Below are 25,701 nucleotides of genomic sequence, written 5' to 3' on the forward strand. Positions count from 1 at the left end.
CGCTGTCGGCCCGGGCATTCCACGAGCCCCTGGACCGATGGCCAAATAGGAACCTGTTCCCATCAGGGCAATCTCCTGGCACACCACTTTCAGACCGACCGGTCTGCGTGCGGGCGGCCGCCTTCAGACCGGTGTTGCGATGCGCTCGGCGCGGGCTCGCTGCGTCGTGGCGCACTTCGGCACCTCGTCACAGCACGGCACCTCGGCGCCGCGTCGCGGCTCGCACAGCGCGGCGGCCGAGAGGGATTCAGCGGCCGACGAAGGCGGCGGATCCTGGTCCGTCGGCGCCGTAGGATTCCGTCCCGATTCGGCGGTCCTCGGTATCGAACAGACCCGCCCATTCGCCGCGCGCACGATCCAGGCCGTGCGGGCCCGCCTCGAACACCGCCTTGGCCGCGGCCAGCGCGCGTCCCGGTCCGTCGGTGAATCGTTCGGCCCAGCGCAGCGCGGCGGTGAAGACATCGTCGGGCGCGACGACCTCGTCGACCAGACCGAGCGCCAGCGCCTCGTCCGGCTCCACGAAACGCCCGGTGTACACGAGATCCTTGGCCGAGCCGGGACCGATCAGCAGCGACAGCCGCCGGATACCCGCGAGCGGGATCAGTCCCGCGTGGATCTGCGGCAGCCCGAGCTTGACGTTGTCGCCGATGACGCGCCGATCGGCGCCGAGCGCCAGTTCCAGCCCGGCGCCGAGGCAGTACCCGCTGATCGCGGCGACGGTCGGCTGCGGAACCCTGGCCAGGCACCCCAGCGCGGCCTGCACGTCGGCGGCCATGGCCGCGGCCTGGTCGGTGCTCAGCGCGGCCAGCTCTGCCACGTCGTCGCCCGCCGAGAACACCCGCTCGTCGCCGTAGACCACCAGGGCGGCGACACCGGAATGCGCGGCCACCGTCGCCGCGGCCTCGGCCACCTCCCGCACCACCTGAACGTTGAGCAGATTCATCGGCGGACGAGCGATGCGCAGGACGGCGACGCCCCGCGCGCCATCCCCTTCCGGCAGCTCCAGGGTCACGAATTCGGCCATGCCACGCACGCTACCTCCCGCCCTCGCCGCGGCCCGCATCACCAACGCACCACATCCACAGACCGCGTGCACGCCGCACAAAGCTCGTAGCCCTGTGCGGCGTGCGGCGGGCGTGTGGAAACACTGCTACCGGCGAGCGGAACCCTTGAGTTTCGTGGGTTCGGGCAGGTCGGCGAAGTAGCGATCGTTGTCGGGGAAACTCAGCATCTGGACGCCGTCCGCCTCGGTGAACTCCGGCATGATCGGGTCGATCACCGGTTCCGCCGCGAAGATCTCCGCCGTCGAGGCGAAGCGGCCGAGGGCGTCGAGCTGGGACCAGGTCGGCGGGAGCAGGATGTCGGTGCCCGCACGCCAGCGGTCGAGAGCCTCGGCCGGGGTGCGCCACTGCACGTCGGCGGCCTCGGTGGTCGCGCCGTCGGCCAGCTGGCCCTGCGGGAGGACGGCGACGAAGAAGTGGGTGTCGTAGCGGCGCGGTTCGATCACCGGGGTGATCCAATTCGCCCAGGGGCGCAGCAGGTCCGCGCGCAGCACCAGCTTCTCCTCGGCCAGGAAGGTGGCCAGGGACAGCTCTCGGCGCTCGAGCTTGCCGCGGGCTTCGCGGTACGGGACGGTGTCGCCGACGACGGTGTCGGCCGTCGGTCCCGCGAGCAGGACGCCGCATTCCTCGAAGGTCTCCCGCACTGCCGCGCACACCAGCGCCTTGGCGCGCGGTTCGGTGGTCGCGAAACGCTCGGCCCACCAGGCGGGATCCGGTCCCGCCCAGTCGATCTCGACGGTGCTGTCGGCGGAATCGACGCCGCCGCCGGGGAACACGGTCATGCCCGCGGCGAAGGCCATCGCCCCGACTCGTCGTTGCAGGAACACCTCGGGACCGTTCGCCCCGTCGCGTACCAGCATCACCGTGGACGCGTCCTTGGTCGGCGGGGGTCCCTGCGGCTCGGCGCCGGGCGACGTCGTTGTCTCACTCACACCTGCACCATAACCGGCGCCTCCCGGTGCGGTCCCCCGCGGCGACTCGGTCTACCGGGAACGGTGCTTCCCCGCGCGCCGCGCACGGCGGGCGAAGTAGCGGCCGTCGACGCGGTTCAGCGCGATGGATTGCCGGAAGGCATCGCTGAGGTTCTCCGAGGTGAGCACGTCGGTCAGCAGGCCTTGGGCGACCACCTCGCCCTCGTTGAGCAGCAGGCCGTGGGTGAAACCGGGCGGGATCTCCTCCACGTGATGGGTCACCAGCACCATCGCCGGTGCGTCCGGGTCGGCCGCCAGATCGCCGAGGCGCTCGACCAGTTCCTCGCGACCACCGAGGTCGAGGCCCGCCGCCGGTTCGTCGAGCAGCAGCAGCTCAGGATCGGTCATCAAGGCGCGCGCGATCAGCACCCGCTTGCGCTCCCCCTCCGACAGGGTGCCGTAGGTGCGATCGGAAAGATGTTCGGCGCCCAGGCTTTCCAGTATGTCGATGGCCCGGTCGGTGTCGACGTCGTCATAGCGTTCGCGCCAGCGGCCGAGCACGGCGTAACCCGCGGACACCACGAGGTCGCTGACCTTCTCGTCCAGCGGCACGCGATTGGCCAGCGCCGCCGAGGACAGGCCGATGCGCGGCCGTAGCTCGTTGATGTCGGTCTTGCCGATCACTTCGCCGAGCAGGTGGGCGATTCCCGAGGTCGGGTGCATTTCGGCGGCGGCCATGCGCAGCAGGGAGGTCTTGCCCGCGCCGTTCGGGCCGAGCACGACCCAGCGTTCGTCTAGCTCGACCTGCCAGGTGACCGGACCGACGAGGGTGTGCCCCGAGCGTCGGACGGTCACGTCGGTGAAATCAATGAGCAGATCGGGATCCGGTTGCGGCACGCGCTCCATCTTGGCCCACATGCGCCGGGTTTGTCCGACCGACCCACATCGGTCGCTCCCAACGGGTCCTCCGGCCGGTCGAGCGGGCGGCCGCGGCTCGCCGCCTGGCCCGTGCGGAACGCGGTCGAGCCGACGGCGGCCCACCGATCGGGCGGAACATCCTGGCGACGATCAATGCCAGCGGCAGCGACAGCAGCACCCATCCGGCGAGAATCAACAGCAGCGTCGTCATGACATCCTCCGGAGACGTCGGGGTGCGGCTCTGTTCCGTCACTGATACCCAAATACCCACCGCCCACACCTGCGCGCCGGGCTGGATGCCGTCCGATCGGCGGTTCCGGTCCTTCCGCGGAGCGGCTCACCAGGATTCGGGCGGCACCGCGATCACCGTCAGCGAACCCGGAGCAATCTCGGTGAAACCGGCGTCGCGCACGGCCACCGCGCCGCCCGCCGCCACCTGGTCGGTCCAAGTCTGCCACTGCGCCGGGTCGGCTTCGCGTACCGCGCAATGAAATTCGCGCTGCGCCCACCGGTAGGCGTCCTCGGGACGCAACGCGGCGGCGAGCAGCATGCTGGCATGGCCGACCTGCGCAGCGCTCTTGCCCAGGGTCATGCCCAGCTTCGAATTCACCCACAGCACAGGCAGAGTCGGGTCCGGCGGGCCGGGATCGTCGTGTTCGAGATCGGTGCCGCCGATCTGGAGCTTCTTGATCCGCGGGTCCACCTCGCCGACCGCGCTCGGCACGAAGGCTCGCGCCTGCGCGCCGCCGATCTCCACGGTGACACCGTCGACTTCGCCCGCCGCCAGCCACTGCGCGCCGCGGGCGCGCCGCGCCACCTTGCGGATGCGGGAGCGCTTCCACGCGAGATACCGCTGCGCCCACGGTCCGTCCGGGCCGACCCGCTCGTCCAGGCACAGCGCGACCGCCGACGCCGCCGCGGCGGCGAGCAACGCGCTGCGCGGCGGCGGATCCGCCTTCGGCAGGTGCAGCACCATCTGCATGGCCTGTACCTGGTCGGGGTCGTCGGGATCGCCCGCGCCACCGTAGCCGAGCGCGAGTTCCGCGTGCCGGATGCGGAATCCCTCCTCCCCCGTGGACAATTCGTCCACGGTGCCGCTGTCCGGGCTGCTCATTCACTCCACCTCGACCCTCAACCTGAATTTCTGCGCGGGCTCGACACCGTGCTCCCACGGGCGCGCGTACTCCAGTGCAAGCTCGGTGACGCCCGCGGCATTCCCGACGAAAGTCCACACCGCGCTGCCGCCGGAGCCGGGTGCGATCGGCCGGTCGGGATCCGGGCGGAAATCCGGCTCGCCCTCGGGCCGCAGCACGTTCTGGTCCAAGGCAGCGAGCCGCCAGCCGTACCCGGTCGACGGGTTGGCGGCCAGCGTCACGATCAACTGCTGCCCGGTGCGTAGCGAGCGGTTCTGCCCGTTGTCCGCCTCGGTCACGTCCACGGCATCTCCCGAAGGTTCGACATTCCCGGTCGGCTCGGCGTTCGTGGACGTGGCGGGCGGGTGTCCCTCGTGACCGTCGTCGGTCCCGCACGCGGCGACCATGACTCCGAGCAGCAACACAACCAGGGACTTCCGCACCGGATCCTCCGATCGCCGAATGAACACTCTCCGCGCTCAGCCTAATCGGCGCCGCCGAATGCAGTCCGCGCCCGGCCGGAGCGACACTGCTACCGCGAAAAACGTTGCGCCGCGCGGACTACTGGATCAGCGGCACCCGGCGCATCAGCCCGTCGCGCGCGTCGGCGGCCTCCACCTCGTGCCGGGTGACGCCGAGGATGAACAGGACCGCGTCCAGGTAGGGGTGCGACAGCGCCGTGTCGGCGACCTCGCGCAGCGCGGGCTTGGCATTGAAGGCGACGCCGAGCCCGGCGGCGTTGAGCATGTCAATGTCGTTGGCGCCGTCACCGACCGCGACGGTCTGCTCCATCGGCACCCCGGCCTCGGCGGCGAACTTGCGCAGCGCGGTCGCCTTGGCGGCGCGGTCGACGATGTCGCCGACGACGCGGCCGGTCAGCTTGCCGTCCTTGATCTCGAGCGTGTTCGCCTGCACGAAGTCGAGTTCGAGTTCGTGCGCGAGCGGCTCGATGACCTGGCGGAAGCCACCGGACACCACGCCGCAGCGGAAGCCGATGCGGCGCAGCGTGCGGATGGTGGTGCGCGCGCCAGGGGTCAGCTCGATCCGGTCGGCCACCTCCTCGATGACCGATTCGTCCAGACCCTCCAGGGTCGCGACGCGCTGGCGTAGCGATTCGGCGAAGTCGATCTCGCCGCGCATGGCCGCCTCGGTGACCTGGCGGACCTGCTCCTCCACGCCGGCGTGCGCGGCCAGCATCTCGATGACCTCGCCCTGGATCAAGGTCGAGTCGACGTCGAACACGATGAGCCGCTTGGCCCGCCGCGCCAGACCGGCCCGCTCCACCGCCACGTCGACCTCTTCGGCGACCGCCACCTCGGCCAGCGCCGTGCGCAGCCTGGAGTCGGTGTCCGCGCCCGTGTCGGTCGCCGAGACCAGCAGCTCCATGCCGGTGACCGGATAGTCGGCGATGCCGCGGATGGTGTCGATGTTTGCGCCGAGCGCCGCGAGCTGACGCGACACCTCGCTGAACGCCCGCGCGGTGACCGGCGCGCCGAGAATGACCACCGCGTGTGTGGATATCGGCGCCCGCCCGATCGCGGCGTCCACCTCCACGTCGACGGTCATGCCGACGGTGTTCATCGCCTCCTCGAGCTCGTCCTGGAGCTCTTCGGGATCGTTCGGGCAGGTGACCAGCACACCGAGGGTGAGCCGGCCGCGGATGACGACCTGCTCCACATCCAGCAGGCTCACCTGGTGCCGCGACATCGCCGCGAGCAGCACGGACGTCACACCGGGCCGGTCGGGTCCGGTGACAGTGACGAGAACGGTGGTGTCGGCCAAGTCGATGCGCTCCAAGTCTGTGTGCCCGGTTCGGGGGCGTTACTTCCTCATCAAACGAGTGTGCACCCGCTGAGACCAACGGGTGCACATTCGTCGTGTTGCATGCTAGTGCTTTGCCAGCTCGCCCTCGTGGACGGCGGTGGCGTGCTTGCCGGAGCCCCAGCCCACGTGCGCCTCGGCGCGCATGCGCTCCACCATGTGCGGGTAGTGCAGCTCGAACGCGGGACGCTCGGAACGGATGCGCGGCAGCTCGTAGAAGTTGTGCCGTGGCGGCGGGCAGGTGGTGGCCCACTCCAGCGAGTTGCCGTAGCCCCACGGGTCGTCCACCGTCACGACCTCGCCGTAGCGGTAGCTCTTGAAGACGTTCCAGAGGAACGGCAGCATCGAGGCGCCGAGGACGAACGCGCCGATCGTGGAGATGGTGTTCAGCGCGGTGAAGCCGTCCGAGGGCAGGTAGTCGGCGTACCGGCGCGGCATGCCCTCGTTACCCAGCCAGTGCTGCACGAGGAACGTGGTGTGGAAGCCGACGAAGGTGGCCCAGAAGTGCCACTTGGCCAGGCGCTCGTCGACCATGCGGCCGGTCATCTTCGGGAACCAGAAGTAGATGCCCGCGAAGGTGGCGAACACGATGGTGCCGAAGAGCACGTAGTGGAAGTGCGCGACCACGAAGTAGGTGTCGGACACGTGGAAGTCCATCGGCGGCGAGGCCAGGATGACACCCGACAGACCACCGAAGAGGAAGGTCACGAGGAAGCCGATCGACCACAGCATCGGCGACTCGAAGGTCAGCTGACCGCGCCACATCGTGCCGATCCAGTTGAAGAACTTCACGCCGGTGGGCACCGCGATGAGGAAGGTCATGAACGAGAAGTACGGCAGCAGCACGGCGCCGGTCGCGTACATGTGGTGCGCCCACACCGCGATGGACAGCGCGGCAATGCCGAGGGTCGCGTACACCAGGGTGGTGTAACCGAAGATCGGCTTGCGGCTGAACACCGGGAAGATCTCCGAGACGATGCCGAAGAACGGCAGCGCGATGATGTAGACCTCGGGGTGACCGAAGAACCAGAACAGGTGCTGGTAGAGCAGGATGCCGCCGGTGGCCGGGTCGTAGATGTGCCCGCCGAGGTGGCGGTCGTAGGCCAGGCCGAACAGCGCCGCGGTGAGCAGCGGGAAGGCGAGCAGGACCAGGACGCTGGTGACGGCGATGTTCCAGGTGAAGATCGGCATCCGGAACATGGTCATGCCGGGCGCGCGGAGGCAGACCACGGTGGTCAGCATGTTCACGCCACCGAGGATGGTGCCGAGACCCGAGACGGCGAGGCCGAGGATCCACAGGTCGGTGCCGACGCCGGGCGAGTGCAGGATGTCGGTCAGCGGGACGTAGGCGGTCCAGCCGAAGTCGGCCGCGCCGCCCGGGGTGATGAAGCCCGCGGTCGCCATCGAGCCGCCGAACAGGTACAGCCAGTAGCTGAAGGCGTTCAGGCGCGGGAAGGCGACGTCAGGGGCGCCGATCTGCAGCGGCAGGACGATGTTGGCGAAGCCGAACACGATCGCGGTCGCGTAGAACAGCAGCATGATCGTGCCGTGCATGGTGAACAGCTGGTTGAACTGTTCCGGGGAGAGGAACTGCAGGCCGGGGCGCGCCAGCTCGGCACGCATCAGCAGCGCCATCAGACCGCCGACCATGAAGAAGCTGATCGCCGTCACCAGGTACATGGTGCCGAGCACCTTGGGGTCCGTGGTGGTGACCATCTTGTAGAGGAAAGAACCCTTGGGTCCGGTCCGAGCCGGATACGGTCGAGTCGCTTCCAACTGAGGGACTGGTCTGGGCTCTACCGCAGTCACTGATCCTCCTGAAGATGCCTTTAGGTCGCTCCGCGAGCTCCGCTGCTCGCCTTCATCCCGTTCCCGAGACAGCGGACAGTTCGCTTGCGCTCCTGAGATCGTAAACGGTGCCGTCACGGCGGACAGCACGGGTCCTACTCTGCGTCGTATTTCGTTGGTCACCGGTCATCCGGCGTCCATCTCCCGATATCCCGTGTGGCACGCCGATGAGTTCCCGGCGCGGCGGGCGTCTTTATCCATGACAACCGTTCGTCACCTGCGAGGAGACCGCTCATGACCACCCCGAAGCCGGGCGACCCCGTCTGGGTCGACCTCTACACCGCCGATCCCGAACGCAGCATCGCCTTCTACGGCGAGCTGTTCGGCTGGACCGTCGACCGCGCAGGCGCGGAATTCGGCGGCTACCTCACCTTCCGTAAGGACGGCAAGGCCGTCGCGGGCGGGATGGGCCGGATGGACGACGGCGACACCGGACCGGATCGGTGGACCGTCTACCTGTCCGCACCGGACGCCAGGACCACCGCAGCGGCCGCGACCGCGCACGGCGGGTCCGTGCTCGCGGAGCCGATGGACGTGGGCGATCTGGGCGTGATGGCGGTGCTCGCCGATCCGGGCGGCGCGGCCTTCGGAATCTGGCAGGCGGGCACGTTCGGCGGACTCGAGACCGAGGCCATCGTCGAGGGCGGCCAGTGGCGCAATCACGCGGGCGCGCCGTCCTGGTTCGAGCTGCACACCAGAACTTATGAGGCGTCTCTTGCGTTCTATCGCGACGTGCTCGGCTGGTCCGACACCTTCGAGATGCCCGGCGCACCGGACTTCCGCTACACCACCATCCACGCGACCAGCCCGATGCTCGGCGGTGTGATGGACGCCTCGGACTTCCTGCCCGCGGGCGCGCCTGCGGGCTGGAGCGTGTACTTCGGCGCCGACGACGTGGACAAGGCGGTCGCACAAGCGGTCGCACTCGGCGGCAAGATCGTGTCGGAGGCCCAGGACACCCCGTACGGACGGATGGCCACCGTCGCCGATCCGACCGGCGCGATCTTCCATCTCGGCGGCGACGTCGCCTGAGGTAGCGAGTTCGTTCACCGACGCGCGGGCCGCCACCCGCGCCTCGGTGGCGGCGCCGGACGCCTGTACCCTCTCCGGCATGCCGGTGAGCGCCCTCGATCGCACCCGAAATCGCGTTGTCGCCACCCGTTACGGCGCTGTCGTCATCCGTAACGGCACAGTCGCCGTCGCGGCCGTCTGCGCCGCCCTGCTGGTCGGCTGCGGTAGCCAGACCGACGACGCGAGTTCGATCATCCGCACCACCACCAACATCGCCGGCGCGGGCGTCATCGGCCTGGAGCGCGACACGACGCGGGCCTGCGCCCTGCCCAGCGCACCCGATCAGCCCTCGGGAACGCACAGCGTCACCCACGCCGCCGGAGTCTCCGAGGTGCCCGCCGATCCGCAGCGCATCGTCGTGCTGAGCACCTCCGCGCTCGACGCCACCTGTGCGCTCGGCCTGTGGGAGCGCGTCGTCGGCGCGGTGACCGTGGACGGCGAGCGTCCGCAGCCCGACTTCCTCGGCACCGGCGTGCTGAAGATCCCGAGCGTCGGCACCGCCGCGGCGCCCGACCTCGCCAAGATCGCGGAACTGCGCCCCGACGTCATCATCGGCGAACAACCCTCGGGCGCGGCCACTTTCGACGCGCTGAAGGCCATCGCGCCGACCGTGCTCGTCGGCGCGCCCAGCGGCTGGCAGGCCGAGTTCAGTGCCTTCGCCGCGGGTCTCGACCGGCGCGGCGCGGCGACCACGGCGCTGGCGAACTACCGCGCCGAGGCCGCGGGCACCGGGGCCGTGATCGCCGCCAATCAGAGTCAGGCGTCGGTCGTTCGCTTCACCGGCGACGCCGTCCAGGTCCAGGGCTCCGACAGCTTCGCGGGCCAGGTCCTGGCCGATGCGGGCGTCCAGCGGCCCACCGCTCAGCGCAGCGCCTCCTTCGACGTCGCCCCTGAGGATTTCGACACCCGAGCCGAAGGGGACATCATCTATGTCGTCCTGGCCGGTGCATCCGGGAAGGAGCAGGGCGAGCAGGTGATGCGCGGCGACGAGTGGAAGGAGCTCAGCGCCGCGAGCGACCACCGCGTCTTCGCCGTCGAGGACAGCGTCTGGCACGGAGACGGACTCACCGCCGCCCGCGCACTGCTCATCGATCTGCAGAAGACGCTCAACGGGTACGTCACCGACTGAGGACACGGCCAACCCTCGGGTCCGCCTGCCACAACACCTTCGGCGGCCCCTGACCGTTCGCACTGGGCATTCGTCCACCTCTTGCGCGCGAATCCCCAAGTCCACGACACGAATTCGGTTCACACGCGACACGCTGGCGATGACCGGGCGTGCCGCTTTTCCCGATGGCATAAGCCAGCCGTCCGCGACTAATCTCCGAACACGTTTTCGAGCAACAACTACGCGGGAGGAGTAGTCGACGATGAGCGAATGCGGAGGATCTCTGGACCGGCGCATCACCCGAATGGAGGACTGGATCGAGGTCAGGAGGCAGCTCGAACTCGAGTCGTGGAGCCGATTGCTCCAGCGACTCGAGATAGCAGTCGAGCACGCCGACTCCCGGATGGTGCTGGTACAGGAGAGTCAAGAGGGGGCCGACAAGAACGTCGCGGCGCTGACGGAGAGCCACGGTCAGGTGATTCGGCGACTCGACACGGTCGAATCCACCCTCACCACACTGAGTTCCGAGGTCGGCAGGCTGGTCCACCTGCTCACCCAGAAGGAACACGATCGGGCATGACGTACGGGAACAACGTCGAAGGCCGGCTGGTCGCGCTCGAACGCTGGCAGAGCGTTCAGATCATCCGCGATACTGTCATGGTGACCGAGTTCAACTCGAAGTTGGCAACGATCAATACGAACGTCCTCGCCGCGCACAGGGCGGTGACCAATCTTCGCGGTGACATCGGCGACGTCGAGAAGCGTTCGGTGATCTCTCGGCTCATCTCGGCGGACGTCGAGATGAAGAGCTTCCGTCGCGAGATGTCGGAGGAGATCGGCTCGCTGAAGTCGGATGTCAGCGAGCTCAAGGGGAGAGTCGGCACGCTGGAGGCCGACGTCGCCACACTCAAGACGGACGTCGCGATACTCAAGACCGATATGGCGGTGGTGAAGGCCAAGGTCAGCGCGCTCGAGACCGACGTGCGGATCCTCAAAGCCGATGTCGCCGAGCTGAAATCCGACGTCGCCGAGCTCAAGACCGAGGTTGCCACCTTGAACGTCGGTGTCGGCCAGATTCTGCAGTTACTGCGGGAGGGCAGGCGGTAGATCCGTCGAAAGAGCGACCCCGCCGTCGCGAAATTCGCGGCGGCGGGCTTGGGCGGAGCAGTTCGCATCCGTCAGCCGAACTGCGCGAGAACCGCCGCGACAACCTCCTCGACAACCTGCTGGTCGTCGCCGATCACGGTCACCGTCGGTATCCCCGACACGGGCTCCCGCCGGACGGAGCGCTCACGCAGAGCCGGGAAATCCGCTGCTCACAGCGGACTCCCAGCGATGTCCCAGGGCTGTCCGAGCACCGCCCCATACCTTCGCTGTCGACGAACGAGCAGAGGAGAAGCGTGGTGGATAGGAATGGTGAGGTGCACGAGCACGATCTCGGTCTGGCGCACGACCTGCGGGTCATGTCGCGGCAACGGGCGCTGACCTTTCTCGGGATCGCGGGGGCGGCGACGGCCGCGAGTGCCTGCGCGACGGCGGCGCAGACCGGCACATCGAGCACAACGAGTACGACGAGCGCGGCCGCCAGCACCACTGGCGCGGTGGGCGCGGCGCCGCAGGAGACGGCAGGCCCGTACCCGGGCGACGGCTCGAACGGACCCAACGTCCTCATCGAGTCCGGCGTGGTCCGCTCCGACGTCACCACCAGCTTCGGCTCGTATTCCGGTGTCGCGGAGGGTGTTCCGATGACGCTGAAGCTCTCGCTGCAAGATCTCACGAAGAACGGCGCCGCGGGCTCCGGCATGGCCGTCTACGTCTGGCACTGCGATCGGTCCGGCGCGTACTCGCTCTACAGCCCGGGCGTCACCGACCAGAATTATCTGCGCGGCGTTCAGGTCGCCGACTCGACCGGAACGGTGACCTTCACCTCGATCTTCCCGGCCTGCTACTCGGGCCGCTGGCCGCACATCCACTTCGAGGTCTACGACTCGCTGGAGACCGCGGTCGCGGGCAGCAACGCCCGCCTCACCTCGCAGATCGCCCTCCCCCAGGACGCGTGCGAGGCCGTCTTCGCGCACGACTCCGGCTACGCCCAGAGCATCGGCAACATGTCCGGCGTCTCGCTCGCCTCGGACAACGTGTTCGGCGACGGCTGGGATGCCGAGTTGGCCACCGTCACCGGAACACCCGCCTCCGGCCTCACGGTCGCACTCACCATCGGCGTCGCCGCGAAATCCGAGAACGCTTCCCCCGGAGGCGGTTTCGGCCCGCCGCCCGGTGGCCGACCCGGCGGTCCGCCGCCCGGCCGCTGAGCCGCGAGCTCGGAAACCAGCTGAGCCGCGCGAACCTGGAAACGACGCGGGGCCCCGCATCGGCGGGGCCCCGGGTCACGCGTGGACGCTCAGAACTCCCAGTCCTCGTCCTCGGTGTTGACCGCCTTGCCGATCACATACGACGAACCGGAGCCCGAGAAGAAGTCGTGGTTCTCGTCCGCGTTCGGCGAAAGGGCCGAGAGAATGGCCGGATTCACGTCGGTCTCGTCCTTCGGGAACAGCCCTTCGTAGCCGAGGTTCATCAGCGCCTTGTTGGCGTTGTAGCGCAGGAACTTCTTGACGTCCTCGGTGAGGCCGACCTCGTCGTAGAGGTCCTGGGTGTATTCGACCTCGTTGTCGTAGAGCTCGAAGAGCAGCTCGAAGGTGTAGTTCTTCAGCTCCTCGCGCTCGGCCTGGGAGACCAGCTCGAGGCCCTTCTGGTACTTGTAGCCGATGTAGTAGCCGTGCACGGCCTCGTCACGAATGATCAGGCGGATCATGTCGGCGGTGTTGGTCAGCTTGGCGCGCGAGGACCAGTGCATCGGCAGGTAGAAGCCGGAGTAGAACAGGAAGCTCTCCAGCAGGGTGGAGGCCACCTTGCGCTTGAGCGGGTCGTCACCGTTGTAGTAGGCCAGCACGATCTCGGCCTTGCGCTGCAGGTTCCGGTTCTCCTCGGACCAGCGGAAGGCCTCGTCGATCTCCTTGGTGGAGCACAGCGTGGAGAAGATGGAGCTGTAGCTCTTCGCGTGCACCGACTCCATGAACGCGATGTTGGTGAGCACCGCCTCCTCGTGCGGGGTCAGCGCGTCCGGGATCAGGCTCACCGCGCCGACGGTGCCCTGGATGGTGTCCAGCAGGGTCAGGCCGGTGAAGACCCGCATGGTCAGCTGCTTCTCGTCGGCGGTCAGCGTGTTCCACGAGGGGATGTCGTTGGACACCGGGACCTTCTCTGGCAGCCAGAAGTTGCCGGTCAGCCGGTCCCAGACTTCGGCATCCTTCTCGTCGGGCACCCGATTCCAGTTGATGGCCGACACCCGATCGATCAGTTTCATCCTGCCTCCACACCTTTCCCGAGCACGCTGCCGTCACGGAGTTCCTACTACCGAACACTACTCCTAGTGGCTCAGAACTCCATGCAGCACAACACCTTGTGTCACTGCGGCGCACGTCACGGACGATCGTTCGCCGTGGGACCACCGCGTGCGGCACCTATTGTGCGGCACAGCCTCGCGCGCGACCGCACGGGTACCGGACCAGCGCCGATCGATCGCCAGCAGTTAGCCATCGCCAGCAGTTAGCGGGCGGCGCCGCCCGCGGGAGGGACAGTGGTCGGCTCGTCGGCGACCGTTTGCCGGCCCGCACGCCGCCGACCGACATGGACCGCCCCACCGATCCGTCCGCGGTGCAGAACGCATCGAGGCCGTTTGCGGCGAGCGCGGCGAGCGGGCAGACTCCTGCACCGACCGGCACGTCGCATTCGGCGCGCCGACGGAGGGGGTTCGCTGTTTTGCGCAGATTCACCATGGCTGTTGCCGCCGTACTCGTCTTGCTGGGCGTCACGGCCTGTCAGGACGATCTACCGACCGCGCCTGCCGGTTCCAGCGGATACTGGTCCACCGCGCCGCAGACCGATGATCAGCGCTGGGAAGTGCTGCGCAAGGTCCGCGCGATCGATCCGTGCGCGCTCGTCCCGCGCATCGAACTGGCGAAGATCGACACCGTGATCTGGGTGGACGTCCGCGAGCCCGACTGGTGCGAAGCGCAGATGGGTTCGACCGAATCCGGAAAAGGAACCGACCTGAGCTGGTCGCTGTTCGTCGCCCCCGGTGGTATCACACCGCACGAGAGCGGTCGGACGACGAAGATCGGCGCCATCACGGTCGGCACCGTCAGCGATCTCGACGCCAACCCGGACCACCAAGGCAAGCTCGTACAGCGCAATTGCACCGTGAGCGCGAGCTTCCCGTCGACCGCAGCCGTGATGCTCTTCGTCACGACCCCGCTGGGCACCGAGCCGTGCCCGGTCGGCGAGGCGGTTCTGCCGACCTTGTTCGCCCAGCTCGACAAAGAACCCGCGCACGGCACCTCGCCCGACACCCCCGGGACCGTCCTGCTCGGCCGCGACCCCTGCGCCGTGGCGAACGACCTCGGCGTCACCACGACGGTGACGGAACAGAGGGGATGGCGGTGCTCCTTCCGCTACCGCGACGACGACATCGAGGTCGAGTACACCTACGAACAGGAGAAGCTGGTCGTCGAGGGCGAGCCGATCTTCACCATCAACGGGCATCCCGGGTACGGCGATCCGGACGCCACCGATTTCGCTTCGTACAACGCGATAGTGGGACCTGTCGTGCCGTCGCCCAAACCCGAGTCGTTCCTCGGACCGAACCTTCCGGTCGTCAACGTGTTCGGCCGGGACGCCGCGGTAGTGGAAGAGGTCCTGCGCCGCGCGGTCGCGTTGTTCCCTGCCGCGTGACGCCACCCGGCATTCGCTCCGTTTTGCCACATCGCGGCGATAGGGCACACTCGGCGGCGACAGTTCGCGGGAGCCGAGCCGTACCCACGCGGATCCGTTGTGACGAAGGGGGACTCATGCTGCGTCGACTACTGCTCGTGGCCGCACTGGCGCTGACCGCAGCGGGCTGCCAGAACGCACCGGCGTCCGATTCCGCCGCGACCACGGACTCGGCCGCGACAGGCGGATTCTGGTCCACCGCGCCGCAGACCGACGGGCAGCGGCTGGAGATGCTGCGCAGGGCGCGCAACATCGACCCGTGTGCGCTGCTGCCGAATCGGAAGCTCGGTGAGTTCGGGGCGGTGGTGTCCGTGGACAATACGCAGCCGTCCACCTGCAAGGCGATCGTCGGTTCCGCCGAGCCGGGCCAGGGGACGACCTTGCTGTGGCACGTGGTGGCGCCCCCGACGAGCATTCCGTGGGAGGACAGGGACGCGACGATCGAGCAGCTGGGTGACGTCACCGTCTCACTGCTCGACGACCGGAACCTCATGACCGACGAGCAGATCCGCGAGCAGGGCAATCACACCTGCTACGCCGAAGCGCGCTTCCCCGCCACGGCCGAATTCTGGCTCGACGTACACAGCCCGATCGGCAGCGAGCCGTGCGCGGTGGCCCGTTCGCTGGTGCGCACGGCATTGGCGGAGTGGCGTATCGAGCCACCGCACGGCACCTCTCCGGTCACGGCCCGCAGCATGCTCACCGGACACGACCCGTGCGCGGTCGCGCCCGCTCTCGGCATCTCCGTGCCCGCGGGCGAACAGCAGCTGCACAAGTGCGAGGTCACCCAACGCGGCAGCACCGTCGTGATCAGCTACGAGTATCAGGACGCCAGCCCCGCGGGCCCCGGCGAGCCCGCGTTCATGGTCGGCCCGCGCCCCGTGCACGAGGTCGCGACGGCCGGAGAGACCCGGGTCTACACGGCCCCGGTCGGTCCTCCGCTGCGCCCCGCCGTGACCGGTCCGGCGCTGCCGAACCGCATCCCCGTCGTCTCCGCGGTGGGCAAGCCCGAGGCCGCCCACGACGTACTGCAGCGGTTGTTGCCGATGTTTCCGTGATCGGGAGCCGAAAACGTTGCGGTGCAACGTTTCTCAGATTCCCAGAACCAGCTTCGCTGTCGTGGAGTAGATGATCGGCCCGGTGGCGTCCACCAGCGTCGTCACCATCGGCCCGCCCACCGTCGACGTCCTCGCGGACACCGGCGAGGTCGTCCAGGACGTGACGAGTCAGGTGTTTGCCTTGTCAGGCAACAACGAGATGTTTGCGCAAAGATTGCTCCGGCGGCAGACTCGATCTAGGACGGCCATCTCGGACGGAGGCTCCGATGCACCGCACACTCGTCCTGACCGCCGCCACGCTGCTCGCCGTGGCGGGCTGCGGCGGTTCGAGCGACGAAGCCCCCACCGTCCGGCCCGCGCACTCCCCGGAATTCTGGTCGCAGCCCGCGCACACCGAACAGCAACGGCAGGAGGTCGCCAACGGCGCCCGTCAGATCGACGTGTGCGCGCTGATCCCCCGCGACGTCCTGGCCGACCTGGGCCAAGTGCGCACGGTGACGACCGACCTGTACTCGTGCACCGCCGAGGTCGATCGAAACGGGGAGGCGGACGTCGTCAAGGCGTACTGGTCACCGACGCTGCTGGCCGAGCAGATCGACCCGACCGAGCAGATCGGTGATGTGAGCGTGCGCGTCGTCCCCGACCGCGAGACCGGACCGGCGCAAGCGTGCGGGACAACCAGCCGATTTCCGGCAGGCGCCGCCCTCTATTTCGGCGTCACGGCGAGCGATCCCTGCGCGCTCGCCGAGCGGCTCATTCCCGGGATGCTGGACCGGTGGCGGGCGGGGCCGGTCCAGGGCACGTCACCCGACACCGTGCGCACCGTCCTGCTCGGCGCCGACCCCTGCGCGGTGCGTACCCGGCTGTCCGGCACCACCGATACCGGCGAAGCGCGCCTGACCGCGTGCCGGTTCCGCTATCGGGACGAAGTCGTCACCGTCGGCTACGAGTACCGGATTCCCGACTACCTCGCTCAGCAGGGCACCGAGGTGCGCATCGATGGCCGCCCCGTCCGTCGCTCGGTCTCGGTCTACGACAACACCATTCCGATCTTCACCGCCCAAGTCGGCCCCGCACTGCCACCGGGAAGCACCGCCCACGGTCCTCGGGTACCTGTCGTCGAGGTCACCGCGGCGTCCGACGAGGTGGCCGCTGAGGTCGCGGCCCAGGTGCTCGCCCTGTTCCCCGAGCGGTAGCGGTCAGATTCCGAGGACCAGCTTTGCCGTCGTGAAGTAGATGATCAGCCCGGTGGCGTCCACCAGCGTCGTCACCATCGGCGCCGACACCACCGCCGGGTCGATGCGCAGCTTCTTGGCGAGCAGCGGCATGGTGCCGCCGATGGTCGCGGCCCAGGCGCAGATCAGCACCAGGGTGATCGCGACAACCACCGCGATGCGCGGACCGACGAACAGCCCGCCGATCACCAATCCCGCACTGGCCAAAAGGGATCCGAGCACCAGCCCGACCCGGCATTCGCGCCAGATCACCTGGAGCAGGTCCGAGACCCGCACCTCGCCGACGGCGAGCGCACGCACACAGGCCGTGGCGGCTTGGGCGCCAGCGTTGCCACCCGCGCCGATCAGCAACGGGATGAACAGCGCGAGATGCGCGGCCTGCTGCAGGGTGCCTTCGAAGAAATCGGTGACACTCACCGTGAGCGTCGCCGCGAGGAGCAACAGCATCAGCCACAGCGCGCGGTAGCGGGCCAGCTGGAAGACCCCGGCGGCCATGTAGTGGCCCTCCCACGGCGCGGAACCGGCCTGGCGGGCGACGTCCTCGCTGTCGGCGGCCTCGATGACCTCGACCGCGTCGTCGATGGTGAGCAGGCCGACGAGGCGGTCCTCGCTGTCCACCACCGGCAGGTTGATGTCGTTGGTCTCGCGCATCAACCGGGCGGCCTTCTCCGCGGAGTCGGTCGCGCGGGCGAACGCGGGCTCGGTGACGACCAGCTCCGACACCATGGTGTCGGGCCCGGCCAGCACCAGTTCGCGCAACTCGACGACGCCGGTGAGCCTGCGGCCCGAGTCGACGACGGGCAGCGTGTACACGGTCTCCGCGCCAGTGCCTTTGGCGCGCACGGTGGCCAGCGCCGCCGCGACGGTCAGGTTGCGCGGCAGCGCGACCACCTCGGGCGTCATGTACTGGCCCGCGGAGCCTTCGGGATAGCCGAGCAGCGCGGCGGTCATCCGCCGCTCCCGCGGGCTCAGGCCGGCCAGCACCTTCTTGGCGACCTTGGCGGGCGCTTCGCGCAGCATGCGCGCGCGGTCGTCCGGGGCCATGCCCTCGACCAGTTCGCGGAAGCTCTGGTCGCGCAGGCCCTGCAGGATTTGCTGCTGGTCGACCGGCTCGAGTTCCTCGAACACGGCCAGCGCCAGATCCTTGTCCAGCAGCCGGAAGGCCATGCCCGCTTGGACGGCGTCCATCCGGGCCAGCTGGTCGGCGATGAAGTGCGGCGGGTGCTTGTCGAGCCAGTCGAGTGCGGCGTCGACACGGTGCTCGGCGACGAAGTCCAGCAGGGACTCGGTCGGAACCGGGCGTGCTTCGATGAGATCGGTCTGCGACATGGGAGGTCCTCAGCACAGCGTGGGGTGAAAAGTGCACGAAGTTTCACACCGCGAGGCGCCCACCCGGGCGACGCAGACCTACCAGGTATGCGAAGGGGCGGCGCCGCGCGGCCTTCGACTGGGAGGTTCACTGCGCATGGCAACCCACCTCCTGATCGTCCCCGCCGCGACCGACCGGTCGCGCGCCGTCTACCTGGTCAACAGAATTCGAACGCGAATGCGTCCTCGTGAAGGATACATGTTTCAACCCCATGTTTCACGGCGAGCGGCGTGTCGTCACCCTTCCGCGGGTCGCGGCGTGAGCGAACGAAGTGAGCGAACCATGTGCCAGCGCGCCTCGCGCACGCCGGAGCCGAGCGTCAGCGAGGTGGAGGCGTGAGCGAGGACACCACGGCCGGTTCCGTTTCCGCCCAGGTCGGCACGTGTTCGACCCATTCCGGGATCGGTTCGGATTGCACGCCGAAAAGGTACAGATGCGGCACCAGACCGCGCAGCGCACGATGCACTTCCAGACGGTCGTCGATCATGTGCGTGATGCCGAGTTCGGCGCAGTGAATCGCCTTGTCGGAGCGTTCCCGGCAGAAGCGGAGGTTGCCGCGCGGGATTCCGGTCCGCTCGTAGAAATCGTGGTGGTCGAGCCATCGCTGGGTGCGCTGTTCCACGCGCGGACCACATTTGGAGATGATCCAGGCGCGCCGCTCGAACAGCGTGACCAATCGCGCGAGCACCTCGAAAGCGTTGGGGCTCGGCGGAGTTCGCATGGCGTCCGCGTCGCCGCCGCCGAGGAAGACGGTGTCGGCGTCGCCGGAGGGCAGCGCAGCCCCCTGAATGACCCGGCCGAAGTCCACGCCGAGTCGATACTGTCGTTCGTTGTTCATCGCACCAAGCATGACCTCGGCCGAGCAGCCCGGCCACCGAATTTCGTTCCAGCGCTGGGCTTTCCCACGTTTTCGGTTACCAGGAGGCGGCCTTGCGCCACGGGTCCGGTGCCTGGTCGACCTTCTCGCGGGAACGGACCATCATCCGCTCCAGCATCGCCAGTCGCTTGCGTTGCGCGATCACCTCGTGCAGTGCCGCGTTCACCGTGTCCTCGGTGTTCGTCGTACCGAGCAGCACACCAACCACTGCCAGGGCGGCATCATCCACATCGATCGATGTCTGCGACATGCGCACCTCCCACAAATCGGCCCCTCTTCGAATCGTAGGCCGAATTCCCGTGCCGTGGACAGTGGTATTCGCCGTGGTCCGGGTTGTGAGGGATGCGGGGGCACCCTATAGTCGGGCGGGGTTCTGGCGAAAAACGTTGCGCTCGTTGGGGACACGTCACAAGGGGGAGCTGTGAACGAGACGATCGATGCTGTCGCGGCGCTGCTGTGGCCGTTGCTTGCGGCGGCCGCGCTGTGTATGTTTCGCGGCCCGTTGGCGCGGGTGATCAGTTCGGCGGCGCGCAGGCAGTTCACATTGCGCATCGGCGGGCAAGAGCTGGACATGAAGCAGGTCAGCGAGCAGCAGGAGAACATGATCGAGGATCTGCAGGTCCAGGTCCGCAGACTGCGCGAACAGGTCGATCAGCTCACCGCCGAACGTGCGCCCGGCCCCGGCGTGAGTCAGGTCGACGGCCTGCCCGGCGTCGGGGACGACACCCGATCCGGCGCCGCGGCGGACGTCGGCAGTCCCGTGGACCCCGGCCCGGCCTTCGGCGCGGCCCCGCCGCCGCGCTCCCTTCCGGAATCACCTGCCGCAAGCGCGATCCTGTGGGTGGACGACCACCCCTCCAACAACGCGTTTCTCATCGATCGGTTGGAACGCAACGGAATTCGCGTCGACACCGCCCTCACCACCGTTGCCGCCACCGACCTGCTGTCCACCCGCCGCTACGCTGCGATCCTCACCGACATGAGCCGCACCGAAAACGGCACCGCCGTGCCCGACGCGGGCCTGCGCCTCACTGAAACCGTCCGCGCCCGCGGCCTCACCACCCCCATCGTCGTCTTCACCAGCGCCCACACCGCCTGCGGTGACAACAGCGACCGAGCCCTCGCCGCAGGCGCCCGCTCCGTCACCTCCTCCCCCACCGACCTCACCGGCGAACTCGCCACCCTCGGCCTCCTCCCCCGGTAGAGCGCACCCCGGCCCGCCACGCGCTTCCCGGCACTTGCGCCAACTTCTGAAAAAATTCAGAATAGTTTCATGGTTACCGAGGTGCAGTGGAGCGAGCTACAGCGCGACCCCAAGCAGGTGGCGCAGCTCGCCGATCAGGGAGCCGTCCGCGTCCGCCGCCGCGACGGAGCCCCGCTGCTGCTGATCCGCGAGGACCGTGCGCAATCGGAGTCGGAAGGGTCGATCACCGCCGCTCGCGCCCTGCGCAACGTGCTGGTGCACCTGCCCCACGATGTCGCCGCACGAGCGCTCATCGACGAGTTCCCCTGGGTGGATGTGCTTCCCGAGCACGCGCAGGGCCGCTTCGTCGCCGATTTCGCGCGCGCCTTCCAGGCCTCGGCCGAACTCGGCGAATGGTCGGTGCTGGAGCGAACTGTGCACGAATGGCGCAGCACCGCAGCGGTTTACGCCGACCCCTCGCTCGCCCGCACGCTTTCCGGACCGCTGGACGACGATTTCGGCCCGGTGTCCGAGCCGGTGGGGGAATGAATGGCGCCGAAACGAGGTGACCGAGTCGCGCCGCCCGCACGACCCGGGATGTGGGAGGCACGGTTTGCCACATCGGAGGCGGCCAAGGGGTGGGAAGACCTGTGCCGCACGGCGCGATCCAACACGTGGGAGGCGTGGATCGTCCTCACCGAGCGGCCGCTGGCACCCGAGAACCCGGCCCGCCAACACCGGCTTCGCGATACCTTCGGCACGCGCGTGATCGCCGGTCGGACACTGGAACAGTGGCAATACGAAGTCACGGCGGGCGGCCGGATCTGGTACTGCCCCGACCCAGAGCAACGCATCGTCTGGGTGGTGCTGGCCCGCGCCGGCCATCCCAAGCAGACCGACTGACTTCGCAACCGTGCTGTTTTCCTTGCGGTTCCTGGGCTGACGCTTGCCGGTCGCCTATTCGGCGCGCGGAGCGTGGAATGGTTGTCCTCGGGGGGAAGACTGGGCAGGGTGGGGCGAGTTCGCGGCAGGATGGCCGGGACAGGTCTCGCTCGGATATGCGAAGGAGAAGTCTGTGCGCTTCGGATTGTTCGTCCCGCAGGGCTGGCGGCTGGATCTGGTGGGGATCGAGCCCGCCGCGCAGTGGGAGGTGATGCGGGACCTGGCGCAGCGCGCCGACGCGAACGACGCGTGGGAGTCGATCTGGGTGTACGACCACTTCCACACGGTCCCGGTGCCCACCGAGGAGGCCACGCACGAGGCGTGGACGCTGATGTCGGCGTTCGCGGCGAGCACCTCGCGGGTGCGGCTCGGCCAGATGTGTACCGCCATCAGCTACCGCAATCCGGCCTACCTGGCGAAGGTCGCCGCGACGGTGGACGTGATCTCGGGCGGCCGGGTCGAGATGGGCATCGGCGGCGGCTGGTACGAGCACGAGTGGCGCGCCTACGGCTACGGCTTCCCCTCCGCCGGCGTGCGCCTCGGCCGCCTCGACGAGGGCGTGCAGATCTTCCGGCAGGCGTGGACCGAAGGCAAGGCCACCCTGGACGGCAAGCACTACCAGGTCGACGGTGCGATCGTCCGTCCACTTCCGTTGCAGGAGGGCGGAATTCCGCTGTGGATCGCGGGCGGCGGCGAGCAGAAGACCCTGCGCATCGCGGCGAAGTACGCGGACTACACCAACTTCAGCGGTAATCCCGACGAGTTCGCGCGCAAGTCGGAGATCCTGCGCGGGCACTGCGCCGAGGTGGGCACCGATTTCGACGCCATCGTGCGCTCGTCGAACTTCAACGTCGCGATCGGCGCCACCGAGGCCGAGGTCGAAGACCGTCTGGCCGCCCTGCGTGATCGGCTGGCCCCGTTCGTCGGCGCCGAGCAGGCCGCAAAGCAGATCGACGACCTGTTCCGCGGCACCGCCGCCGTCGGCACGCCGGAGCAGATCGTCGAAAACCTGTCCAAGGTCCGCGATCTCGGCCTCGGCTACACGATCCTCAACTTCCCCGAGGCCGCCTACGACACCTCGGGCATCGAACTGTTCGAACGCGAGGTCATCCCCGCCCTGTCCTGATTCGCCACCGCAACTCCCGCTCCCACTCGACCACATGGGAGCGAGCTCGACGAGCGACGTTCGCGGCCGTCTCGCGGCCGAGCGATCGAAGCGCATGCGCCGAAGGCGCGAGTCTCGATCGCTCGGCCGCGAGACATAAAAGGCCGCGAACACGCAGCGCCGCAGGCGCTGCCGAAAACTAGAGCATGCAGCTTACGCAGCCGTCTACTTCGGTACCTTCCAGCGCCATCTGGCGCAGCCGGATGTAGTACAGCGTCTTGATGCCCTTGCGCCAGGCGTAGATCTGCGCCTTGTTCAGGTCGCGGGTGGTGGCCGTGTCCTTGAAGAAGAGGGTCAGCGACAGGCCCTGGTCCACGTGCTGGGTGGCCGCGGCGTAGGTGTCGATGATCTTCTCGTAGCCGATCTCGTAGGCGTCCTCGTAGTACTCGAGGTTGTCGTTGTCCATGTAGGGCGCCGGGTAGTAGACGCGCCCGATCTTGCCTTCCTTGCGGATCTCGATCTTCGACGCCACCGGGTGGATCGAGCTGGTGGAGTGGTTGATGTAGGAGATCGAGCCGGTCGGCGGCACCGCCTGCAGGTTCTGGTTGTAGATGCCGTGCTCCATGACCGAGGCCTTCAGCTCACGCCAGTCGTCCTGGGTCGGGATGTGCACGCCCGCGTCGTCGAACAGCTGCCGCACCCGGTCGGTCTTCGGCTCCCACGCCTGGTCGGTGTACTTGTCGAAGTACTCGCCGCTGGCATACTTCGATTCGGGGAACCCGCCGAAGTAGCTGCCGCGCTCCTTCGCGATCAGGTTCGACGCCCGGATCGCGTGGTAGACCACGGTGTAGAAGTAGATGTTGGTGAAGTCGATGCCCTCTTCGGATCCGTAGTGGATTCGCTCGCGGGCCAGGTACCCGTGCAGGTTCATCTGCCCGAGGCCGATCGCGTGGGACTCGTTGTTGCCCTGCTCGATCGAGGGCACCGAGTAGATGTGCGTCTGGTCCGACACCGCGGTGAGCGCGCGGATGGCCACCTCGATCGTCTGCGCGAAGTCCGGCGAGTCCATCGACTTGGCGATGTTCAGCGAACCGAGGTTGCAGGAGATGTCCTTGCCGACCTTCGCGTAGGACAGGTCGTCATTGAACTCCGACGGGGTGGAGACCTGCAGGATCTCCGAGCACAGGTTGGAGTGGGTGATCTTGCCCGCGATCGGGTTGGCCCGGTTCACCGTGTCCTCGAACATGATGTACGGGTAGCCCGATTCGAACTGCAGCTCGGCGATGGTCTGGAAGAACTCGCGCGCCTTGATCTTCGACTTGCGGATCCGCTTGTCGTCGACCATCTCGTAGTACTTCTCGGTGACGTCGATGTCGGCGAACGGCTTGCCGTAGATGCGCTCCACGTCGTACGGCGAGAAGAGGTACATGTCCTCGTTCTTCTTCGCCAGCTCGAAGGTGATGTCGGGGATCACCACGCCGAGCGAGAGCGTCTTGATGCGGATCTTCTCGTCCGCGTTCTCCCGCTTGGTGTCCAGGAAACGGTAGATGTCCGGGTGGTGCGCGTGCAGGTACACCGCGCCGGCGCCCTGCCGCGCGCCGAGCTGGTTGGCGTAGGAGAACGAGTCCTCCAGCAGCTTCATGATCGGGATGACGCCCGAGCTCTGGTTCTCGATCTTCTTGATCGGCGCGCCGTGCTCGCGAATGTTGCTGAGCAGCAAGGCGACACCGCCGCCGCGCTTGGACAGCTGCAGCGCCGAGTTGATGGAGCGCCCGATGGACTCCATGTTGTCCTCGATGCGCAGCAGGAAGCAGGACACCGGCTCGCCGCGCTGCTTCTTGCCCGAGTTGAGGAAGGTCGGGGTGGCGGGCTGGAAACGTCCGTCGATGACCTCGTCGACCAGCTGGCGGGCCAGGACCTCGTCACCGGCGGCCAGGGTCAGCGCGACCATGCACACGCGGTCCTCGAAGCGCTCCAGGTAGCGCTTGCCGTCGAAGGTCTTGAGCGTGTACGAGGTGTAGTACTTGAACGCGCCGAGGAAGGTCGGGAACCGGAACTTGTGCGCGTAGGCCTGCTTGAACAGGCTCTTGATGAAGGCCCTGCTGTACTGCTCGAGAACCTCGGCCTCGTAGTAGTTCTCGTCGACCAGGTAGTCCAGCTTCTCGTCCAGGTTGTGGAAGAAGACGGTGTTCTGGTTGACGTGCTGCAGGAAGTACTGGTGGGCGGCCTCGCGGTCCTTGTCGAACTGGATCTTGCCGTCCGGTCCGTACAGGTTCAGCATCGCGTTGAGGGCGTGGTAGTCGAGTACCTCGCCCGCGGCGTCGGCGCCACGCACCGGGGGCTGCTCTAAGCGAGCTGTCTTTCCGGCAGGCGCTGTCGTTGCTGTTGCCAAAACAATCCCAATCCCTCTCGGACGCGTTCGACGTCCTCAGCGGTTCCCATGAGTTCGAAGCGATACAGGTACGGCACCCCGCACTTGCGCGAGATCACCTCTCCCGCAAAGCAGTAGGTATCGCCGAAGTTCGTGTTTCCCGCCGCGATGACGCCGCGCAGCAGGGCGCGATTGTGCGGATCGTTGAGGAACTTGGCGACCTGCCGCGGCACGAAATCCTTGTCGGACCGGTTACCACCCAGAACGTGCCGACCGCCCCCGTAGGTGGGGACGATCAGCACGTAGGGTTCGTCGACGCGCAGCGAATCGGCGGTGTGCAGTGGTATGCGAGTCGCCGGGAGTCCCAGCTTCTCGACGAAACGATGTGTGTTCTCCGAGGCACTGGAGAAGTAGACCAGCGCCGTCCCGTCGGACATCGCTTCTCCTCTCCCATCGGATGAACGCCGAAGATGTGGCGCCGATCAGGCCGCTGCGACAGCGAGGGCCTTGATGCGGTCGGGGCGGAAGCCGGACCAGTGGTTCTCGCCCGCGACGACGACCGGAGCCTGCAGGTAACCGAGGGCCATGACGTAGTCACGCGCCTCGTCGTTCTCGGAGATGTCGATGACGTCGTAGTCCACCCCGGCCTTGTCGAGGGCCTTGTAGGTGGCATTGCACTGGACGCAAGCGGGCTTGGTGTACACGGTGATGGTCATTGAGTCCCTCTCTCCTGTGCCTAATTCGCGGTGGTCGCGGCCTGGTCACGTAGGCTTCCGCCTCCGGGCCTGAGCTCACACCGCGAGCCTGATCCACAGCCGGTGATCCGTATGCAGTGCGTGATCCGACGTACGCTGCGCAAA

26 protein-coding genes are annotated in these 25,701 nt (G+C 67.9%); 12 read left to right on the forward strand and 14 right to left on the reverse strand.

Features of this window, described 5'->3' with window-relative positions; all coding sequences use genetic code 11:
* Positions 1-247 precede the first annotated feature (247 nt).
* The 7 genes from NL1_RS00640 to ctaD all read right to left on the reverse strand — a co-directional run bounded on the left by NL1_RS00640 (position 248) and on the right by ctaD (position 7,653).
* The gene (locus tag NL1_RS00640) at positions 248-1,024 is read right to left on the reverse strand and encodes an enoyl-CoA hydratase-related protein (RefSeq protein ID WP_067832770.1); all 777 of its coding nucleotides are present in this window, start codon (positions 1,022-1,024) and stop codon (positions 248-250) included.
* A 126-nt stretch (positions 1,025-1,150) separates the two neighbouring features.
* Positions 1,151-1,921 carry an NUDIX hydrolase gene (locus NL1_RS00645; protein WP_067832773.1) on the reverse strand — a complete coding sequence of 257 codons (771 nt, stop codon included), beginning with the start codon at positions 1,919-1,921 and terminating at the stop codon, positions 1,151-1,153.
* Between the two features lie 123 nt (positions 1,922-2,044).
* Entirely contained in the window at positions 2,045-2,878 is an 834-nt protein-coding gene (locus NL1_RS00650) for an ABC transporter ATP-binding protein (protein ID WP_067832971.1), read from the reverse strand.
* A gap of 349 nt (positions 2,879-3,227) precedes the next feature.
* Entirely contained in the window at positions 3,228-4,004 is a 777-nt protein-coding gene (locus NL1_RS00655; RefSeq protein ID WP_067832775.1) for an aminoacyl-tRNA hydrolase, read from the reverse strand.
* A complete protein-coding gene (locus NL1_RS00660) occupies positions 4,005-4,466 on the reverse strand; it encodes a protease inhibitor I42 family protein (protein ID WP_156094582.1) in 462 nt (153 codons plus the stop codon).
* A gap of 118 nt (positions 4,467-4,584) precedes the next feature.
* On the reverse strand, positions 4,585-5,811 hold the full coding sequence (gene serB / locus NL1_RS00665) for a phosphoserine phosphatase SerB (RefSeq protein ID WP_156094586.1): 1,227 nt from the start codon (positions 5,809-5,811) through the stop codon (positions 4,585-4,587).
* Between the two features lie 99 nt (positions 5,812-5,910).
* Complete coding sequence (gene ctaD, locus NL1_RS00670) at positions 5,911-7,653, reverse strand: aa3-type cytochrome oxidase subunit I (protein ID WP_084510188.1); 1,743 nt, start codon at positions 7,651-7,653, stop codon at positions 5,911-5,913.
* Between the two features lie 273 nt (positions 7,654-7,926).
* On the opposite strand from ctaD, the gene NL1_RS00675 reads away from it, so the two are divergent.
* The 5 genes from NL1_RS00675 to NL1_RS00695 all read left to right on the forward strand — a co-directional run bounded on the left by NL1_RS00675 (position 7,927) and on the right by NL1_RS00695 (position 12,183).
* Complete coding sequence (locus NL1_RS00675; protein WP_067832782.1) at positions 7,927-8,724, forward strand: VOC family protein; 798 nt, start codon at positions 7,927-7,929, stop codon at positions 8,722-8,724.
* Positions 8,725-8,803: 79 nt separating this feature from the next.
* On the forward strand, positions 8,804-9,892 hold the full coding sequence (locus tag NL1_RS00680; RefSeq protein WP_067832975.1) for an ABC transporter substrate-binding protein: 1,089 nt from the start codon (positions 8,804-8,806) through the stop codon (positions 9,890-9,892).
* 241 nt (positions 9,893-10,133) lie between these two features.
* Positions 10,134-10,451 (forward strand): hypothetical protein, encoded by a 318-nt coding sequence (locus NL1_RS00685; protein ID WP_156094583.1) that lies wholly within the window; start codon positions 10,134-10,136, stop codon positions 10,449-10,451.
* Positions 10,448-10,978, forward strand: a complete 531-nt coding sequence (locus tag NL1_RS00690) for a GumC domain-containing protein (RefSeq protein WP_067832786.1) — start codon at positions 10,448-10,450, stop codon at positions 10,976-10,978. The genes NL1_RS00685 and NL1_RS00690 overlap by 4 nt, the downstream gene beginning before the upstream one ends.
* Positions 10,979-11,334: 356 nt before the next feature.
* Positions 11,335-12,183, forward strand: a complete 849-nt coding sequence (locus NL1_RS00695; protein ID WP_245673029.1) for a dioxygenase family protein — start codon at positions 11,335-11,337, stop codon at positions 12,181-12,183.
* A gap of 89 nt (positions 12,184-12,272) precedes the next feature.
* On the opposite strand, the gene nrdF is transcribed toward NL1_RS00695, so the two are convergent.
* Entirely contained in the window at positions 12,273-13,235 is a 963-nt protein-coding gene (nrdF, locus tag NL1_RS00700; protein ID WP_067832791.1) for a class 1b ribonucleoside-diphosphate reductase subunit beta, read from the reverse strand.
* A 470-nt stretch (positions 13,236-13,705) separates the two neighbouring features.
* Here nrdF and NL1_RS00705 point away from each other — a divergent pair, with 470 nt between their 5' ends.
* The 3 genes from NL1_RS00705 (at position 13,706) to NL1_RS00715 (ending at position 16,955) form a co-directional block, all read left to right on the forward strand.
* The gene (locus NL1_RS00705) at positions 13,706-14,662 is read left to right on the forward strand and encodes a hypothetical protein (protein WP_067832792.1); all 957 of its coding nucleotides are present in this window, start codon (positions 13,706-13,708) and stop codon (positions 14,660-14,662) included.
* Positions 14,663-14,778: 116 nt separating this feature from the next.
* A complete protein-coding gene (locus tag NL1_RS00710) occupies positions 14,779-15,759 on the forward strand; it encodes a hypothetical protein (RefSeq protein WP_067832795.1) in 981 nt (326 codons plus the stop codon).
* A gap of 266 nt (positions 15,760-16,025) precedes the next feature.
* Positions 16,026-16,955 carry a DUF3558 domain-containing protein gene (locus NL1_RS00715; RefSeq protein ID WP_067832797.1) on the forward strand — a complete coding sequence of 310 codons (930 nt, stop codon included), beginning with the start codon at positions 16,026-16,028 and terminating at the stop codon, positions 16,953-16,955.
* Between the two features lie 3 nt (positions 16,956-16,958).
* Here the strand turns inward: NL1_RS00715 and mgtE are convergent, their stop codons facing one another.
* From mgtE to NL1_RS00730, 3 genes are all read right to left on the reverse strand, one after another.
* Positions 16,959-18,323, reverse strand: a complete 1,365-nt coding sequence (gene mgtE / locus NL1_RS00720) for a magnesium transporter (protein ID WP_067832800.1) — start codon at positions 18,321-18,323, stop codon at positions 16,959-16,961.
* 359 nt (positions 18,324-18,682) lie between these two features.
* Positions 18,683-19,201: a hypothetical protein gene (locus NL1_RS00725; protein ID WP_156094584.1), complete on the reverse strand. Its 519-nt coding sequence runs from the start codon at positions 19,199-19,201 to the stop codon at positions 18,683-18,685.
* A gap of 76 nt (positions 19,202-19,277) precedes the next feature.
* Positions 19,278-19,490, reverse strand: coding sequence for a type II toxin-antitoxin system VapB family antitoxin (locus tag NL1_RS00730; protein ID WP_067832804.1), 213 nt, complete (start codon positions 19,488-19,490; stop codon positions 19,278-19,280).
* A 171-nt stretch (positions 19,491-19,661) separates the two neighbouring features.
* Between NL1_RS00730 and NL1_RS00735 the strand changes: the two genes are divergently transcribed.
* From NL1_RS00735 to NL1_RS00750, 4 genes are all read left to right on the forward strand, one after another.
* Complete coding sequence (locus NL1_RS00735) at positions 19,662-20,444, forward strand: response regulator (protein ID WP_067832806.1); 783 nt, start codon at positions 19,662-19,664, stop codon at positions 20,442-20,444.
* Positions 20,445-20,513: 69 nt separating this feature from the next.
* Positions 20,514-20,972: a hypothetical protein gene (locus NL1_RS00740; protein WP_067832809.1), complete on the forward strand. Its 459-nt coding sequence runs from the start codon at positions 20,514-20,516 to the stop codon at positions 20,970-20,972.
* Positions 20,973-21,020: 48 nt separating this feature from the next.
* Positions 21,021-21,326 (forward strand): hypothetical protein, encoded by a 306-nt coding sequence (locus tag NL1_RS00745; RefSeq protein WP_245673025.1) that lies wholly within the window; start codon positions 21,021-21,023, stop codon positions 21,324-21,326.
* A gap of 172 nt (positions 21,327-21,498) precedes the next feature.
* Positions 21,499-22,491 carry an LLM class F420-dependent oxidoreductase gene (locus tag NL1_RS00750; protein ID WP_067832814.1) on the forward strand — a complete coding sequence of 331 codons (993 nt, stop codon included), beginning with the start codon at positions 21,499-21,501 and terminating at the stop codon, positions 22,489-22,491.
* Between the two features lie 178 nt (positions 22,492-22,669).
* Here the strand turns inward: NL1_RS00750 and nrdE are convergent, their stop codons facing one another.
* From nrdE to nrdH, 3 genes are all read right to left on the reverse strand, one after another.
* Entirely contained in the window at positions 22,670-24,751 is a 2,082-nt protein-coding gene (nrdE, locus tag NL1_RS00755; protein ID WP_245673030.1) for a class 1b ribonucleoside-diphosphate reductase subunit alpha, read from the reverse strand.
* Positions 24,752-24,816: 65 nt separating this feature from the next.
* Complete coding sequence (gene nrdI, locus NL1_RS00760) at positions 24,817-25,278, reverse strand: class Ib ribonucleoside-diphosphate reductase assembly flavoprotein NrdI (protein ID WP_067832820.1); 462 nt, start codon at positions 25,276-25,278, stop codon at positions 24,817-24,819.
* Positions 25,279-25,323: 45 nt separating this feature from the next.
* Complete coding sequence (nrdH, locus tag NL1_RS00765) at positions 25,324-25,557, reverse strand: glutaredoxin-like protein NrdH (RefSeq protein WP_067832823.1); 234 nt, start codon at positions 25,555-25,557, stop codon at positions 25,324-25,326.
* Between the last annotated feature and the right edge of the window lie 144 nt (positions 25,558-25,701).

It is taken from the genome of Nocardia lijiangensis NBRC 108240, assembly GCF_001613045.1.
Taxonomy (GTDB): Bacteria; Actinomycetota; Actinomycetes; order Mycobacteriales; family Mycobacteriaceae; genus Nocardia; species Nocardia lijiangensis.